Raw genomic sequence first — 18,159 nt, forward strand, 5'->3', positions numbered from 1 at the left:
TTACTTCAAAAAAATAACAGCACAGGTATTAAACTTGTGCTGTTAACATAATAAACGTAAATTTTACTTCACGCTTCCACAACTCAAACAATACAAATATTGTCCTTTAGGATCATTAAATTTAGTTAATACATTCAATTCCTTTTGTAATTTTTGAATTGGAGCAGGGATCCCTATCCAGCTAGCAAAAGCACGTTGCGTTGTTTTTTTCGTATCGTGTAATAATGTCTTTACAAAACTATTGCTATCATCATCTATCAACCATTCTACGCTAAAAGATTCCATTGCTTTTTCTTGACGTTGATTCACTAATTGTTCAGCTTTATTGATTGCTTCATTAAAAGAACCAATCTCATCTACTAAACCATTTTGGAATGCATCACTGCCTAACCAAACCTGACCTTGAGCAAGTTTATCTACTTGTGTTTTTGAAATTTGACGGCCTTTGCTGACAATTTCCAAAAATCTGTCATAACCATGCTCAATTTCTGTTTGATAAATATCTTGCACAGGTTTTGCTAACGGAGAAAAAGCTGATGTATTGGCTAATTCAGTAGTTGACACACCATCAGCATTCACGCCTATTTTCTTAATGCTATTTTCGAAAGTCGGGAACATCGCGAAAATACCAATAGAACCCGTAATGGTGTTTGCATCGGCAATGATATAATCTGAAGTAGATGAAATCCAATAACCACCCGACGCGGCCATTGCTCCCATAGATACGATAACAGGTTTACCAATTTTCTGTAAATTTTCAGCCTCTTGTCGAATAATTTCCGAAGCGAATGCACTTCCACCTGGAGAATTAACGCGTAAAATCACCGCTTTTACAGCTTTATCGTCATAAGCTTTTCGTAAAAGACGCGCAATGGTATCTCCTCCGACATTTTCTTCATCACTTTCCCCATCAATAATCGTGCCCTCCACATTCACTACGGCAATTTTATTTGGCGAATTATCCTGTGGTGTTAAACGATCAGGGAATTGTGTTAAATAATCATCAAATGCGACTAAATTAGCTTCCCCATCTGCATTTTTGCCAAAAAGTGCGGTTAATTTTTTCTCTAAATCAAAACGTGTTGTCAAATGGGTCACCAAACCACGTTTTTGCGCATAGCGTGTCGAATCCCCTTTCAATGTTTTCAATTCAGCTAAATATTGTTTCGCCGCAGGCAACAGTTCATTTGATTTAATATGACGATTTTCGCTTACCATTGAGGTATAGTGATTCCACATTAAATTTAACCAGCGCTGCATATTCGTTTTTGCCTCAACTGACATATCGTTGCGCATAAAAGGTTCTACCGCTGATTTATAAGTTCCTACGCGGAAAATATGTGGTGTCACTGCCAATTTATCGAGCATATCTTTAAAATATAAATTCTCTTGAGCCAGCCCATGTATATCCACCTGACCAATTGTATTAAGATAAATCTCATTCGCAAAGCTAGCTAGATAATATTGCCCCTGTGTATAATTATCTGCATAAGCAATAACAGGTTTTCCACTTTCTTTAAAGCGATTAATCGTTGCACCAATAAAATCTAAAGCAGGTAAATCAGCTCCTTCAAAATGATTAAGATCGAGCACTAATCCTTTAATTTGAGGATCCTGTTGCGCATACTCAATCGCTGACACAACATCAAATGTTGAAATTTTTCTTGGTACATACTCACCGTTCAATTCACTTAACGCATCTTGCCAACGAAGTGTTTCATCACGATTATCCGCTAAATAACCATCTAAATTGAGCAATAAGCCGCCTTCCTCTGTTAATGTTGTAGATTTTTTTCCACCACTTGAAAAGCTAATAATCGCCACTAGCAATAGGACAAAACCTAGAAACACCACATTCATCACGAGATCACGAATGAAACACAGCGCTTTCCAACATAATTTTAATACTCGAAACATACGAATTACCTTTAAAAAATTTGCGCTAGCGTATCACAAAGCCTTGTCAAAAACTATGCTATAATCTACCGCACTTTTATTGACAGAGAATAATACAATGAATGCACTTACCCTCTTAACCACAAGAAAATCAAATAAAAAATTAACCGCACCAGCGCCCAATGCTGAACAATTAGAACAAATTTTTCAAGCAGCAATGCGTGCACCTGATCATGGCAAATTAAAACCCTATCACTTTGTTGTCATGGAAAATGAAGGACTTAATAAATTGGAAACGCTGCTTAAAGCTGCGGTTATCGAATTTGATTTAGATGAAGAAAAATTAAAGAAAGCTGAAAATTTAGCCCATCGAGCCCCAATGGTAATCGGTGTTGTAGCAAAAGTTGATCCTACAATCGCAAAAGTACCAGGATGGGAACAAATGCTAAGTGCAGGTTGTGCAACTTATGGATTACAACTTGCAGCACAAACCTTAGGATTTGATAATGTGTGGATTTCAGGGAAATGGATTAATGGCACTGCATTACGAGAAGCTTTCGGATGTCGTGAACAGGATCGTGTAATTGCATTAGTCATGATTGGCACAGGCATGGAAAAAGCCGAACGTGAATGCCGAATTATCGATACAAAAGATTTTGTAACCTATCTATAAAACATTTCTTGCCTTCCTCGAAACTCTGAGGAAGGCAAAATATTGCTCTACTCTTCTTCTAATTCATCCACCATCGCTGCCAATATTTCTCGTGTAAGAAGGGCTAATGCACGATAAAAAGGCAATGTTGATTGCGTTTCTACTTGAGTTAAAAACTTCGCCGCACAAGGTAATAAAAAAGTTTCAAAGAATTCTTGCTGAGCCACTAAAGAATCCGAATTATCTTCAAGCCAAGAGGCGGTAAGCAATAATAAAGCAAAATGATCCGCACTTTCCACCTCTGGCATATTGCGCACAAGACGAAAATTCATAAATTCTTCAACATCAATTCCATAAGCTGAAATAGAGATCATGACTTTACCATGGGTACCAAATAATTTTTGATACTCTTCGTTCAATAAATCGAGATCAATTTTAGCTTGTAGGCTATTCAGCGCTAATTCACTTTCTTTATCAGTATCTAACGCCCAAACTTGACTTAAACCTTTTTGTTGTAACCAAGCAAACGCGCCTGCAAGTACTTCATCGGTAGGAGAACGATAAAAAAGATTACCGAATAATCGACTAATTAATGAAAAATTATTAATTTGTTTTTCAGACATTACGCTTTTTCCTTTAAAAGTGCGGTCAATTTTTCTTTTGTTTTTTGAGCGGCAAGTTCAATCATTGCTTTACGCGCCTCATCATCAATTAAATGAATATCACCGAATAATTCAAACTCGACATTTTCAATGCCACAGTAATTAAATAATCCATTAATTAAACAATGATTGAGAGATTTATCTACACCAAATTCTTTATATTTATCAACATTACTGCCAATCGTAATAAATTGCTGCATTTGCTTATTTTTGAGCAATCCAACCGATTCGCCGTTTTCCGTTTTATAGGCAAAGCCGTGACTTAATACACGATCTAAATAGCCTTTCAAAATTGATGGAAATCCCATCCACCAAAGGGGATAAACCAACGTAATTAAATCCGCTTGAAGAATAAAATCATGCTCTTGCTGAATATCTTCTGGAATAATACCTTTGTTAGCATTCTGCAATTCTTCATGAGATAAAATTGGATTGAAATTCATTTCATAAAGATCACGAAAAAATACATTTACACCATTTTCTTGACTAATTTGCTCAATACGATTGGCAATCGCTCGTCCAAAACTACGCTCTGAATTAGGATGAGCAAAAATAATTAAGTGGTTCATTTTTCTTACCTATTTGTAGGGAAATAAAACGTGGCAGAAGTCTATCAAAATAGACCGCACTTTGCATATAAAATCACATAAAAAAAGCGGGCATAGCCCGCTCTCTTATTTGCATCATCATTATGCTGCGTTTTTACGTTCTTCTTCCATACATACTGCCGCAGTAAATAATACGTCAGTTGATGAGTTTAATGCCGTTTCAGTTGAGTCTTGTAAAATACCGATAATGAAACCAACACCAATCATTTGTGCTGCTACATCATCAGAAATACCAAATAAGCTACATGCTAATGGGATTAATAATAATGAACCACCCGCCACGCCAGATGCACCGCAAGCACAAAGAGAAGCGACGATACTTAATAAAATCGCACTAACAAAAGAGACTTCCACACCTAATGTGTGTACTGCAGCTAACGTTAAAATTGTGATCGTGATTGCAGCACCCGCCATATTGATGTTCGCACCCAATGGAATAGAAACAGAATAAGTTTCTTCATCAAGGTTTAAACGTTTTGCTAATTCAATATTCACTGGAATATTTGCCGCAGAACTACGTGTGAAGAACGCTGTTACACCACTTTCGCGTACACAAGTCCATACTAATGGGTACGGATTACGACGAATTTTCCAATAAACTAATGCTGGGTTAATAACAAAAGCAGTAAATAACATTGTACCGATTAATACTGCAAGTAACTGCGCATAACCGCCTAATGCGACTAAACCTTTATCAGATAAGGTTTCAGCCACTAAACCGAATACACCAAATGGTGCAAAAGAAATAATGACATGAACAATTTTTGATACGCCTTCTGCAAAATCAGATAATACGTTCTTAGTTGCATCAGATGCATGACGTAACGCTAAACCTAAACCGATAGACCATGCTAATACACCAATAAAGTTTGCTTTGAAAATCGCATTTAATGGATTGTCTACCACATTTAAAATAAGGGTAAATAAAACTTGACCAACAGCTTGCGGCGCTGAGCTGGCATCTTCTTTGGTTGCAAGAACCACTTCCGTTGGGAATACGAAACCCGCAATAACTGCAACAATCGCTGCTAAGAATGTACCGAGAAGGTAAAGCACAATGATTTCTTTCATATTGCTTTTCGTACCAATCTTACGGTTTGCAAGCGCAGCCATAACAAGGAAGAAAATCAAAATTGGCGCAACAGCACGCAATGCTTTAACAAAGATGGTACCTAAAACGCCCACTTTTTCCGCAATATTAAAACCTAAAGCACCTTCGAGGGCAGGTCCAACAAGCGCAATAATGATCCCTAGAACTAAACCAGTCGCAATTCTTTTTACTAAATTGCCCTGGAATAACAGACGAAATAAACGAGATGTGTTCATACTTTTATCTTTCTTTTTAATAAATTTAACTTCAGATTGTTACCAATCCACCTACAAGGGAATTAAAGATAGCGTAAATTCTTATCGAAAGAAAATATTTTTTGTTATTTTTTATCCAATAAGTGAACTTTTTTCTAAATTTGTTAGATATTTTCTAAAAACATACTGATAAAAAAATTTTTTATTTAAGCTATTGACACACTGTATGAAACACCAGTAAAATTTAACTGTACAAAAAAACAAGGTAAAAGGTTATTTATCCATATTATTTAACAGGAGATAAGAGAATGAACAACCAAACTTTGACTGCACAATATGAAATGGATTTTTCTTATAATCCACTCCCTTTTTTCAGTGATATGGATGACAGCCTTAAATTCAATAAAAAACTAGACTTGAATCTTTATTGCATTAAGCGTCCAAAGCAAACCTGTTTTATTCATGTCACCAATCCAAACATGTTAGCTTGGGGAATTGAAAGTGGAGATATGCTAGTTGTCGAAAAAAATGATGATCTTTATTCAGGTGATCTTGTTGTATTAGAAGAAAATAACGAATTTCATGTCTATGAATTTATGGCGTATAGCGGCAATTACCTTTTCATGGCATTGGATTCCACTACACCAAATATAAATACAAAAGATTGGTCGAATTTACCCATTGTCGGCACCGTAACCAATACAATTCATCAAATGAAACGTCGCGATAAAATGAAATGGGCTGCATAGTTAAAGTCAAAATAAAAAAGTGCGGTGAAAATCAACCGCACTTCTATCTAGTATCTAGATTATATTTCAATTAATTACTCGTCACTTTACGTCTAGCAATCACCGCATCAGAAAGCTGTTTAAGAAGAATTTCAGAATCTTCCCATCCAATGCACGCATCCGTAATACTTTGTCCGTAAGTCTGCGCTTTGCCATCAACTAAATCTTGACGGCCTTCCACTAAATGACTTTCCACCATTACGCCAAAGATTTGTTTAGAACCAGATGCAATCTGATTGCATACATCTTGGCAAACGTCCATTTGTTTTTTAAATTGTTTACAGCTATTTGCATGGCTGAAATCAACCATAACATGTGGAATACGACCAGACTTCTCAATATCCGCACAAACTTTTGCCACATCTTCAGCGTTATAGTTTGGTCCTTTATCACCGCCCCGTAAAATAATATGGCAATCTTCATTCCCTTTTGTAGAAACAATCGCAGAATGACCAAATTTAGTGACAGATAAGAAATAATGAGGTGCTTCTGCTGCGCCAATTGCATCTAAAGCGACTTTTACGCCCCCATTAGTTGCATTTTTAAACCCAACCGCACAAGATAAACCTGAAGCTAACTCACGGTGAACTTGTGATTCAGTCGTACGCGCCCCAATTGCGCCCCAGCTCATAAAATCTGCAACATATTGTGGCGTGATCATATCTAAAAATTCACCAGCAGATGGCACACCTAAATCATTAATATCAGAAAGTAATTTTCGTGCAATGCGTAAACCATCATTTAAACGATAAGTATCATTTAAATACGGATCGTTAATTAAACCTTTCCAGCCCACCGTTGTACGTGGTTTTTCAAAGTACACACGCATAATAATTTCAAGGCTATCTTTATATTTTTCACGTAATGGTTTTAAACGGTTTGCATACTCAATTGCCGCTTTAGGATCATGAATAGAGCAAGGACCAATAATCACTAATAAACGATCATCTTTACCATGAATAATATTATGTGCTTCATGACGCGTTTGTTTTACTAATTTAGCCGCATATTCACTAGCTGGGTATTTTTCTAATAAGGCAATGGGCGGTAAAACCTGATCGACTTTCTCAATACGCGTATCATCGTTTGCCACGACAATTTCAATTTTTTCTTTAGCCATACATCACTCTCTTGCTTTCAAATGTTGTGTTTAATTATGTTGTTACTCTACACTTATTTTTTGTACTAGTAAACTAGTTCATTATGTTTTTTTTAAGCTTATTATGAGAACAGACTTATTAAACAATCTTTAATAAAGCATTGCAAGTGAAATGGCATGACATAATAAGGGGCATATTTTCCTCTCTTTTAATGTTAATTAAAGCATATTTTTAAAGCCGATATAAAAAAACACCGCAAAGTGCGGTGTTTTTTTTATTATGTTTTCGCTATCAGATAATTACCATTGATAACCTACGCCAGCTGCAACGCCAGTTTTACCTTGGCTATTTGCCGTACCAGATAAACGGATGATGATCTTACCATTATCAGAGATACGAGACATACCTACTGCAAGACCGTTTTGACCTTGGTAACTACCCGCTGCAATACCAACTAAGCTCTTACCTGGTGTATAAGCCTGAGGAATATTCGCCGCTGCCAATGCACTTGCAGTACCTGCATCTCCACGTTTTCCAACTTTGTTGATCTTGTTATTCAAGTCACCAAGTTTATGCCCAATACCTGCAGCTACAGCATACAACTGGCTACCATTTATAGCATCTTTAGAAGTTGCTGAAATTTGACCAGGTGCAACATCAGTAATTTTCGCACCATTCACACTTAGTTCAGCTGGCTGAGCTGGTGTAGCTGGGCTAGTCGCTGTTGCTGGTTTTGCAGGTTGTGCAGCTTTACCTGTAATCTTAGGTCCTTCTTTACCAAATTGGACACTATCAAATTGAGGGGTCATTGAAGTTGCGATCGCAATATCACGACCATTACGTGTAATCTCGATATTGTTACCTGCATCAACATTAACCGTCTCATCCATTTTAACTTTAGTTGGAGAAGTATTGCCTGAAATGACTTTACCTGTTGAACCTTCTACCGTTCTAGAATGAACATTGATGCCACTATTTTGTAATTGATCAACATTCACCGCATCACTTGGTTTCGTACCCCATGCAACATTAGAGATGACTGTACCGCCAGTACCTTTATCTAAGCCATTATCTTTTAGATATTGTACTTTAGCTTCTTCTTTTGCCGCATCCACTGCAGCTTTAGAAGCGGCCTCAATAACATCCTTAGATTGACCTTTCAATAAATCCTTAATCTTCTCTTCTGCGGCTTTTGCAGCAGCCTCTTGTTTACCCGTCAATTCACCAAGCTGAGTTGGAGTTAAACCTTCTTCACGACTTGTTGTTGAGGTATATTTATCTCCTAAGCCATCAGGATCCATTGAAGCTGATGTACGAACGTTACTTGGTTCTAAGGCTTCTTTGGTTGTATCAGGTTTACCCTCTTTAACTGGGTACCATTTACCATCGGCAGCTTTAGCAACCTTATTACCATCCTTATCTTCAGAGGTAATTTGACTAATTGGTAAATCAACATTAAATCTCACATAGGTATTGGTGATTTTTTTACCATCTCTATTCACCTCATCCACAGTTGCAGCTTGAACTTTGGTATTTTTACCATCGGCAAAACGAACATTGTCATCTGGATTTACTTTCTCAAGTTTATCTGCTGATAACGCTTTACTACCATCATCAAATGCTTTATTAGCTTTAGATGAATCAGCCAAACCAATATTCCAACCAGACTCTTGGATTGCTGTTGCCACAGTATTACCTGTTACGACTTTATTACCCTCATTCGTAATAGTCGCACCTGCCACATCAATCGGTTTATTATTTGCTGTCGGTTTACCATTTTCATCTACTTCGTAGCCTACTGGTTTACCATTATCATCAACTGCATAATAGTTGTTACCAATCTTAATAGCAGGGATATCTTTACCACCTTTATTAATCGTTACCTTATCAGTCACTTTACCATCTGCAATCGCAACAGTAATTTCGCGAGTAACAGTACCATCTTTTTGAGTAACATCTTTACCTGTTACAGAGATACCTTTATCACCTTTGAATTCCACTTTGTTCGCGTTTTTCACGGTGTTGGTGTAGTTGTTATCTTTTGCAGATACCACCCACCCCATATTCGCTAAATCACGAACGGTTGCTGCAGAATTTAAAGTCTCTTCGCTTAAAGGTTTATCATCTTTTTTCGGGTTAGTGCCTAAGTTAACTAGTTTGTCTTTTGCTTCTTTAGCTGGTGTTGTTACATTGCCATCGGTATCACGTTGATCACCTGTTGAAGTATTAACATCTGCAGTATTCAATACAGAGCCCACACCTTTTAATTGGGTCGGTTTGCCATCGTCAGATGAGATGTTTAATGCTGTTGTAGGTTCAACAGTCTTATCATCTTTATCTTTACCTGTGTTATTTGTCGCAGGAGTTGCATTCTCAGCTTTAAATTCAACCGATGGAGCTGCTTTGGTTGTGACTTTATCTGCTTCAACTGGTGTTGCTGTTGCAGGATCTTTCACCTTACCATTTTCCACTTGATCTGCTGGATAGAACTTACCATCATCCGCTTTCACAAGAGGATTGTTGTTTTTATCGGTATAAGTCGCACCATTTGGATTTGCAATTTTAACTGTGTTGAACTCAACATCGTCTTTCGTTGCATAGGTAATCGAACCATCTTTCTCATGTTTCACAGACATATTTTTGCCTGCTTTCATAGTGATGGTATCGCCTGGGTTGATCATCTCACCTTTTGCCAAATCAGCCGCAGTTAAGTTATCTCCCTCTGTTTTATCCGCTTTCAGCGTAAAGCCAGATTTGTTAATCATATCCGCAACATTTTCGGCTGTTGCAATCAAACTAGGTGCATTATTCACCGCACTTTGAGCTTTATTTACTGCATCTTGAGCAGCTTTTTTCTCCTCTTCTGTTGCTGTTGGCTTATTATTTAACTCATCTAATTTAGCTTTAGCCACGTTTAATGCATCTTCAGCCGCTTTCTTCGGTCCTGTTACTGCACCTGTTGGCGTACCTACGTCATTCTTCGCAACATCCACTAAGCCATTTGATACGTTTACAGTAATCGTACGAACACCATTCGCATCCGTTTCGCCTGTAACAGTTGCGATTCCTTTTCCAACAAAGTTCACTTTATTGGTATTACGCACTTGGTCTGTATAGCCATTCGCTGGTGCACCAACAATCCAACCCATATTTTGCAAGTCGCCTACTGTCGCTGCATTGTTCGGGTTAGAGTTTGCAAAGTCTACTAAACCTGCTGCTGGATCCATCTTCGCTGGTGGTGTTACAGCTTTTGCAGTATTAGTAGGAACACCTTTCGCACTGATTTGATCCGCTGGATACCATTTACCATCGTTCGCCAATTTAAGCGGTTGTTTTACATCCGCATCTGTTGTGCCATCTTCTAATGAACCATCAGCTTTTACTTTACCTTCTGGGTAATACTTACCGTCATTTGCTTTAACGAGTTTATTGCCATTAGCATCCACTGGCGCGATAGTTTCTGCACCTTGCGCTACATTACCCAATTGCATTGGCGCATTCGTAGATTTGTCATCACCATTGTTCATGGAAGCAATTATATCTGCTGGTTTTTTACCATTCGTCAATGCCGTTGCTGGTGTTGCAGTGCCAGCTGTTACTTGTTCTGGTGTTGTACCTTTAGGATACACTTTACCACCAATTACCACTGAATCTGCAGGATAAGCCTTATTACCAAACACCACTGAATCTGCTGGGTAGAAGTTATCTCCTGCTTTCACCAGTTTGTTACCTGCTTTATCGGTATAAACTACTGGCGATTGAGCCGTTTCAACAGTAATAGTACGAATACCATCTTTAGTTTTGCCGGTTACGGTAATGCCATTTTTACCCACGAAGTCCACTTGGTTCGCATTTTTCACCACATCTTTATAGCCGTTGCCATCTTTGGTCGATACCACCCAACCCATATTTTGTAGGTCGCCTACGGTTGCCGCAGCGTTTTTATTCACCGGTGCAGCGTCTGTACCTACCAAATCAACCAAGTTAGGACGCGCATCACCCGTTGTCGCCGTACCGTTCGGATTGGTATCCACAGGTTTCACGTTCAAGGTAGAGCCCACACCCGTAATCTGGGTCGGTTTTCCGTCTGAAGAAGATACATTCAATGCGGTCGTCGGTTTGTCTCCCGCTTTATTGCCGTTATTCGTTGCAGGTTTGGCTTTCTCCGCTTTCATTGCAACTGGTGCCACTTTGGTTACTTTGCTTTCTTCAATTGGCTGACCATTTTCATCTGTGTAAGTACCGTCTTCTTTCTTAGTAACTGGCTTACCATTTTCGTCTACATAAGTGTTGTCAGCACCCACATTAACAGTATTGAATGACACATCATCTTTCGTTGCATAAGTCACTTTACCGTTGTTATCTTGTTTCACAGACATATTTTTGCCTGCTACCATTTCAACGGTTTTACCCGGATTAATTAATTCACCATCACCTTTCGTCGTTCCAGTAACTTTTTTACCACCATCAACTTCAGATGTTTTCAGCGTAAAGCCAGATGAGTTAATCATATCTGCAACGTTTTGAGCGTTAGCAACTTTATTGCCTCCCGCTTTATTCACTGCATCTTCCGCAGCTCTTAACGCTTCTTGCGCAGCTTCATCCTTAGGATTTTCATCAACTTTTGCTTGAGCTTTATCTAATGCATCTAATAGATCTTGTGGTACTGGACCTTTTACTGTTCCGTCACTTTCTGGTGTCATTTCAGCCATATCGACATTAAAGGTGACATTACTCTTTAAACCTTCCTTATTTGTTTCAACAACTGCCACGGTTCCCGTTCCATTAACAAAATTTACCGTGTCATATGGTTTTACAAAATCCTTCGCATCACCATTGTTTTGCAGGTTCCAACCTGCATTTAATACATCACCTACAGTCGCTGCGTTATTTCCTGATTTATTGACAATATCTGCAGCTTCTACAGCTGTAATTGGTGCTTTTGTATTTCCTATTACATTATTTCCATCTTTTGTATAAGGTTTTCCATCTGGCCCTTTTACAGTCTTATCTTGATCATTTACTTGCGGTAAGTTTCCTTTTACATTTTTTAATGCTGTAGGAGTTGTCGTACCATCTGGACCATTTACTGATGTAATTACATCTGTATTTGGTACTTCCTCACCCGTTCCATCTGGATTAGTAAAGAACTTGGTTGTACCATCTGCTTGTTTTATTGGATATACTTTTGTTCCATCTGCTTTTGTATAAACTACTGGAGTAACTGAATTATTAGTTGATAATTGATCATTTACTTCTACCGTTATCGTTCTCACATTTCCTTCAGTTTTACCGCTTACTTTAGCCGTTCCTTTTCCAACGAATCTTACTTCATTAGCATTCTTCACTTGGTCTGAGTATTCTCCTGTTCCATCTGTTGTCTTATCAGATGATACTACCCATCCCATTTTTCTTAAGTCTCCAACTGTTGCTGCATTATTATCAGATACTTTATCATTAGTTAAGTTTACTAATCCTGCTGCTTTATCTTTAGCAGTTGGTGTTGTTCCTCCATTCGCATCTTTTATTGTATCTAATCCACTCTTAACATTTCCTAATGTACTTGGATCTGTTATTGCTGTCTTATCTACTGCTGCATTTGGATTTACTAAATTAGTTTTTACAGTATTTCCAGCTACTTCTGTTGGTTGCTCATCCAATGCTGTTCCATCTGCATTTTTAAACTTCTTAGTTTTTGGATCATATACCTTTCCAGCTAAATCGCTTTCTTTGTAATATTTTCCATCTGCAGCTTTAACTACTTTATCTCCAGCTTCATTTGTATATGCGATCGGTAAGTCTTTTACATCTATTTGTACATTACTTACTTTTCCTTCTGCATCCGTGGTTACTACCGCTTTGGTATTGATTCCATCTACAAAATTCACTGTGTCATACGGTTTCACAAAGTCGCGGGCTTCGCCGTTGTTTTGTAAGTTCCAACCCGCATTCAATACATCGCCTACAGTAGCTGCATTACTTACATTCACTTGGTTAGCTTCTGTTCCCAATGTTGGTGCTGGCTGTGCTTTTGTTACTTCTGCAGGAATACCATTCTTTGTTTCAGGAAGGTTAGATTTTACATTTGTAATAGCAACTGGGTTAGTGTCATCTTTATCGGATAATTTAAGATCTCCAGACTGAGTTTTCGTAAGTTTAGGACCGTCACTGCCACCTACCTGTACAGTATTGAATGACACATCGTCTTTGGTTGCATAGGTCACTTTACCGTTCGCTTCTTGTTTCACGGTTAAGTTTTTACCTGCAATCATTTCAACAGCTTTGCCCGGGTTGATGACTTCATCATCACCTGAAACTTTCTCACCACCATCCACGTTAGAAGTTTTCAGCGTAAATCCGGAGTTGTTGATCATATCCGCAACGTTTTTAGCCGTAGCAACGCCTTTGTTATCTAAAGCTTTGTTTAATTCTGTTTCGGCAGCTTTTACTTTATTCTCAGCCTCTTTCTTCTGTTCATCTGACGCATCTTTAGGCAATTTAGCCAACTCGTCTTTTGCAGCTTTTAATGCTTTTTGAAGCTCAGGATTAGTTGACGGCGCAATAACAGAGCCGTCTTTGCTTGAAACAAGCTCGGCTGTTTTAACATCAGGCACTACTACATCAACGGTAATAGTGCGCACGCCGTTCTCGGTTTTACCCGATACTTTGGCTGCGTTTTTACCGACGAATTTCACTTCGTCCGCATTTCTCACAACATCGTTGTATGATTTATCTTCTGCACCCGTCGCTTTATCTGATGAGACTTTCCAGCCCATGTTCGCCAAATCACGTACGGTTGCCGCGGCATTTAGTACGTTATTGTCTAATGCAGTTTGACCGTGAGCTGTACCTAAATTAACCAATTTTGGTTGTTGGGCGGCATTTGTCGCCGTACCGGCAGGAATTGTCGGCACTGCTTCTGTATTCAATACGGAACCCACACCCGTAATCTGGGTCGGTTTGCCGTCTGAAGACACGTTCAATGCTGTTGTCGGTTTGTTTGCCGGATCGTTATTAGATACATCGGTTGCTTTATCTGTCGTCAAGTTAACCGGTTTTTTGCCGTCTTTGTCTTCGCCGACTTTGACAGATTTAAATTCAACATTATCTTTTGTCGAGAATGTGAATTTACCCGCTTCTTGGGTAATCTTGATATTTTTATCAGCTTCGAATGTAACTTTGTCGCCTGCTTTTACAAGTTGGTTAGTTGCTGCTTTACCTAATTCACCAGCAGATGTTGCTGCTGATGTCGCTGTCCATGCTGCACTATTCACAGCTTTTACCACAGAATCTACAGTAGCAATTTTTCCAGCATCATTATCTTTTACTTTTACAGTACCTGGATTAGTTCCAGTTGTAACAGGTTCAATTTCTCCGGTATTAACTTTTAATCCATTATCTCCAACCGTAATGGTATTACCATCAGTTTTAACTTTTAAGCCAGCGTCAGTTGTTTCTAACGACTTATCCGCTGGATTAACTTTTACACCATTATTGTCTACAGCTAACGATTTATCTGCTGCTTTCACAGTGATCTTACTATCACCACCTTTTTCCAAACCATTACCAAGGTTCACACTGTATTTCACCGTAGATGTTTTACCATCTGCACTTTCTACAGTAGCGGTTGTACCGTCACCATTGAGGAAGTTCACTGTATCATAGGCTTTCACAAAATCTACATCTTTGGTGTTACCTTGCAAATTCCAACCAGCATTCAACACATCAGATACAGTCGCTGCATTCGTCGGATTTACTTGATTTGCAGCATTTCCTAACATTGGGGCTGCTTGAGATTTAGTCGCATTACTTGGGCCTGTTGCAGCATCATTATTTTTAGTGCTCGGTAAATTACCTGCCACATTAGAAATCGCATTGCCACCATTATTCAAACCTGTAGTCGTTAACGAAACAGGTTGTTTCCCCGCAGTTGCAGGAGTTACTGTCACTCCTGCTCCATTGATAACAGTTGTATCCCCTTCATCATTTTTAAATGATGCACTTTTTAATTTTTTTAATTCTGGATTCAAAGAGTACGTGAATTTAGAAGTAACACGAGTCCCTGTTTTACGATCTGGGTTATCGGGATCTTCATAGGCTGCTCTAGTCGCATCTTCTTGATTTAATACCAAGTTATCACCTACACGAATTTTTACTTCATCGTTAAGGCGCACTTTATCTACATGGCCTGTAGCTGTACCGTCGTTTTCTCTTTTTGTTGTTTTACCATCCGCAGAATGTACTTCAGTTCCCGCTGTAGCAGCAGCACCATTGAGTTTCAGTACGCCAGAGCTGTCTTTATCTTTTTCAGCTTCTACAGCCCAACCACTGGACATACGTTTGGTAACGGAGTTTAACTGAGAACCATTGATCGCATCTGTAGAATCATCGGCAATACGACCTGCTGCGACATTTTTCAACTGGCGTTCTGCACCTGGTGTACCAAAGGAGACAACATCACCTTCAGAAGTATTGACACCACCAGCCCAATAAAATGTATAGGCAACGTCCTTGCTATCAAATGGAACGATATGACCGTCTTTATTGTAAGAAATATCTGTTTGTCGAGTACCAATAGAGTTAGCATCCGCTCTTGAACCTGTACCGATAGCGACACCGTTTTGTAATTCAGAAATTGCACCGGTACCTAATGCTACGCCACCTAATTTGGTAACACGTGCTCCAGTACCAATAGCTGTACCTAAATCTCCAGTGGACAAAGAATGAATACCCATAGAAATGGATCCATGACCATTTTTATTCGCAGCTAAAGAATAATCTAATTTAGTAGTATTTAAGGTAGCGCCATTCGTTAATTCACCATAGGCCTCTTGAATGGTTCCCGTTGCCCCAACCATTTCGACAGAACGAATGGTACGATCTACTTCTTCACCACCAATAAGTTCTTTTTTCTTCGTTGTTTTTATTACAGCATGCCCTTGGGCATCTTTTTTCTCTTTTTGATATGTCACTTTTTGTGCAGCGACTTTATTGATTTCCGATCCACCAATCATAATGGAGGAATCACCTTGTGCCTGAGTACCAAGCCCCATAGCAATCGCACCTTGTTCACCTGACGCTTTCGCCCCTTGACCAACTGCAATATCAGCTTCTTTCGTTGCTTGTGCTAACTGACCGACAGCCACAGAAGAGGTTGTCGCATTAGAATGATCACCGATAGCTACCGCAGATACATTAGCATTTGCTTGATAACCTGCGGCCACCGCAGATTCTTTAGCACGAGCAGCCGTACCAGCAGCGACGGCGTAATTACCCTGAGCTTCCGCGCCCATACCGATAGCGACTGCTGCCTCCGCATTAGCCAAGATAGACGCACCGGAACCGATGGCAGTCGAACCAAAAGCACCTTTTCGAACGATAGAGTTAGTACCAATCGCCACGCCCAATGGGGTGGTAGAGTGGGCCTGCATACCGATTACGGTTGAACCATCTTGACCATAGCTAGCACGATAGGAGTTATCTAATCCAGCGCCTACTAGTTCTTTATATTTTTCAGTAATCGTAATTGGCTGTCCATTTTTTCCTGTACCCGGAGTGACTGCCGCATTAAAATCATTAACACCTCTGGCATCTGCACTATTCGGGTCCGCAGCTTTAAAATATTTCTTTCTGTCATAGGCTTGAATATCATTACCGCCGATAACGATAGAGCCTTGACCTGCTACAGATTGCGCACCAATGGCTACCGATTGGTCACCAATGGCACGGGTGTTACGGCCTAGTGCGGTACCTTCATTAATATCTACACCTTGGAACGAGAAGAAGTTGTCATCTTTAGCCTTTCCTGAGTTTTGAAAATAATTTAATGTACTTGTAGTGCCGCCAAAGGCTTTGACCAATACCTTATCGTTATCATCCGCATCCGTACCAACGCCAAGAGGTTTTCCATCAGTATCCACAGAGCGATACCCTACACCCGCGCCGGCACCGAGTGCGACTGAATTGTTAACGGCAGTATTATTCTTATTAAGTCCTGTATAGGCATTCGTACCAATAGCCACACTACCGTCATCGCCCCGTGTTCCCGTACTAGCATCATTTGTTTCATGACCATTTCTATTACTACCTGCACTTGCTTTAAAGCCAATGGCAACACTACGTCCACCACCTTCGTTACGGCTTTTTGCATCCTTACCAATGATGATATCTCCCTCTTTTTTGGCAGCTGCTGAGTTACCGATTGCTATTGTATCTTTTCCTTGTGCAAACGATGCCGAGCCTAAGGCTAAGACGCCTTCTTGTTCTGCCTTCGCTGAGTTACCTATAGCAATTGTATTTGTAGCAGTAGCTTTAGCTTCATATCCTAAAGCTGTAGCTCCTTCTTGATTCGCTAAAGCTTTTCCGCCGACCGCTGTGGTGTAATTATTCGTTGATTGTGTACCACTACCTAAGGCAACACTAGATTCTTTCGATGCATTTGCATCTTTACCGATAGCAATGGAATACTCACCAGTTGCTTTACTTGTATAACCTACTGCCACTGCTTGCTTATTACTTGCATTAGTCTGCAACCCAATAGCAACTGACTGGTCACTAGTAGATTTAGATTCAAAACCTAGGGCAATTGCACTGTCTCCTGTAGATTGTGCTTTTTTACCTATGGCTACAGCATTGTTGTGCTCAGCCTTTGTTTCTGTTCCCAAGGCTACTGCACCAGAACGGCTAGCTGTAGCCGTTTTCCCCAAGGCTACAGCGCCCGCTCCACTTGCATTCGATTGTGCTCCAAAAGCAACATTATCAGCTCCCCCTTCACCAGCTGGATTCGTTGCAACAGCTGCATAAGCCGAATGACCGCTTAATAATGCCAATGCGACTGCTGAAGATTTAATAAAATTCCCTGAAAATTTGACCGCACTTCCTTGTGAATTTGATGAACTTTGTTTTTTGTGTGCTTTGGTTAATTCTGAAACGACCACCCAAGATTGCGTTGCTTGGCTCCAAACGATACGGAAGATTTTATTCATAAATATATATCTCACGATGTTAAAAAATACCTTTAATCTCTTATTCAATTAATAAAAGAAGTCAGGCGTAAATAAAGTGGAAAAATTATACAGATTTAGTCATGAAGTTCAATTTAAAAATACAATCTTTACGATAATTTACATTTATCAAGTGTAATGAAAA

The 18,159-nt window shown here is 39.3% G+C and carries 8 protein-coding genes; 2 read left to right on the forward strand and 6 right to left on the reverse strand.

Going from position 1 to position 18,159, the window contains the following annotated elements:
* Positions 1-63 precede the first annotated feature (63 nt).
* Positions 64-1,917: a signal peptide peptidase SppA gene (sppA, locus tag KP712_RS03495; protein ID WP_111407864.1), complete on the reverse strand. Its 1,854-nt coding sequence runs from the start codon at positions 1,915-1,917 to the stop codon at positions 64-66.
* Between the two features lie 97 nt (positions 1,918-2,014).
* Between sppA and KP712_RS03500 the strand changes: the two genes are divergently transcribed.
* Positions 2,015-2,569 carry an NAD(P)H nitroreductase gene (locus tag KP712_RS03500; RefSeq protein WP_111407863.1) on the forward strand — a complete coding sequence of 185 codons (555 nt, stop codon included), beginning with the start codon at positions 2,015-2,017 and terminating at the stop codon, positions 2,567-2,569.
* 47 nt (positions 2,570-2,616) lie between these two features.
* Here the strand turns inward: KP712_RS03500 and KP712_RS03505 are convergent, their stop codons facing one another.
* The 3 genes from KP712_RS03505 to sstT all read right to left on the reverse strand — a co-directional run bounded on the left by KP712_RS03505 (position 2,617) and on the right by sstT (position 5,144).
* A complete protein-coding gene (locus KP712_RS03505; protein WP_048953558.1) occupies positions 2,617-3,171 on the reverse strand; it encodes a molecular chaperone in 555 nt (184 codons plus the stop codon).
* Positions 3,171-3,779, reverse strand: coding sequence for an NAD(P)H-dependent oxidoreductase (locus KP712_RS03510; RefSeq protein ID WP_111407862.1), 609 nt, complete (start codon positions 3,777-3,779; stop codon positions 3,171-3,173). The genes KP712_RS03505 and KP712_RS03510 overlap by 1 nt, the downstream gene beginning before the upstream one ends.
* 120 nt (positions 3,780-3,899) lie before the next feature.
* Positions 3,900-5,144, reverse strand: a complete 1,245-nt coding sequence (gene sstT / locus KP712_RS03515) for a serine/threonine transporter SstT (RefSeq protein WP_048953555.1) — start codon at positions 5,142-5,144, stop codon at positions 3,900-3,902.
* Between the two features lie 287 nt (positions 5,145-5,431).
* On the opposite strand from sstT, the gene KP712_RS03520 reads away from it, so the two are divergent.
* Positions 5,432-5,872, forward strand: a complete 441-nt coding sequence (locus tag KP712_RS03520; protein WP_111407861.1) for a LexA family transcriptional regulator — start codon at positions 5,432-5,434, stop codon at positions 5,870-5,872.
* A 70-nt stretch (positions 5,873-5,942) separates the two neighbouring features.
* Here KP712_RS03520 and aroG read toward each other — a convergent pair whose 3' ends face one another.
* Both aroG and KP712_RS09115 read right to left on the reverse strand, forming a co-directional pair.
* Positions 5,943-7,031 (reverse strand): 3-deoxy-7-phosphoheptulonate synthase AroG, encoded by a 1,089-nt coding sequence (gene aroG / locus KP712_RS03525; RefSeq protein WP_065265012.1) that lies wholly within the window; start codon positions 7,029-7,031, stop codon positions 5,943-5,945.
* A 279-nt stretch (positions 7,032-7,310) separates the two neighbouring features.
* Positions 7,311-17,996, reverse strand: a complete 10,686-nt coding sequence (locus tag KP712_RS09115; protein WP_252346402.1) for a YadA-like family protein — start codon at positions 17,994-17,996, stop codon at positions 7,311-7,313.
* Positions 17,997-18,159: the final 163 nt, after the last annotated feature.

Origin of the sequence: Haemophilus sp. SZY H68, assembly GCF_018829685.1 — a bacterium.
Taxonomy (GTDB): domain Bacteria; phylum Pseudomonadota; class Gammaproteobacteria; order Enterobacterales; family Pasteurellaceae; genus Haemophilus; species Haemophilus haemolyticus_K.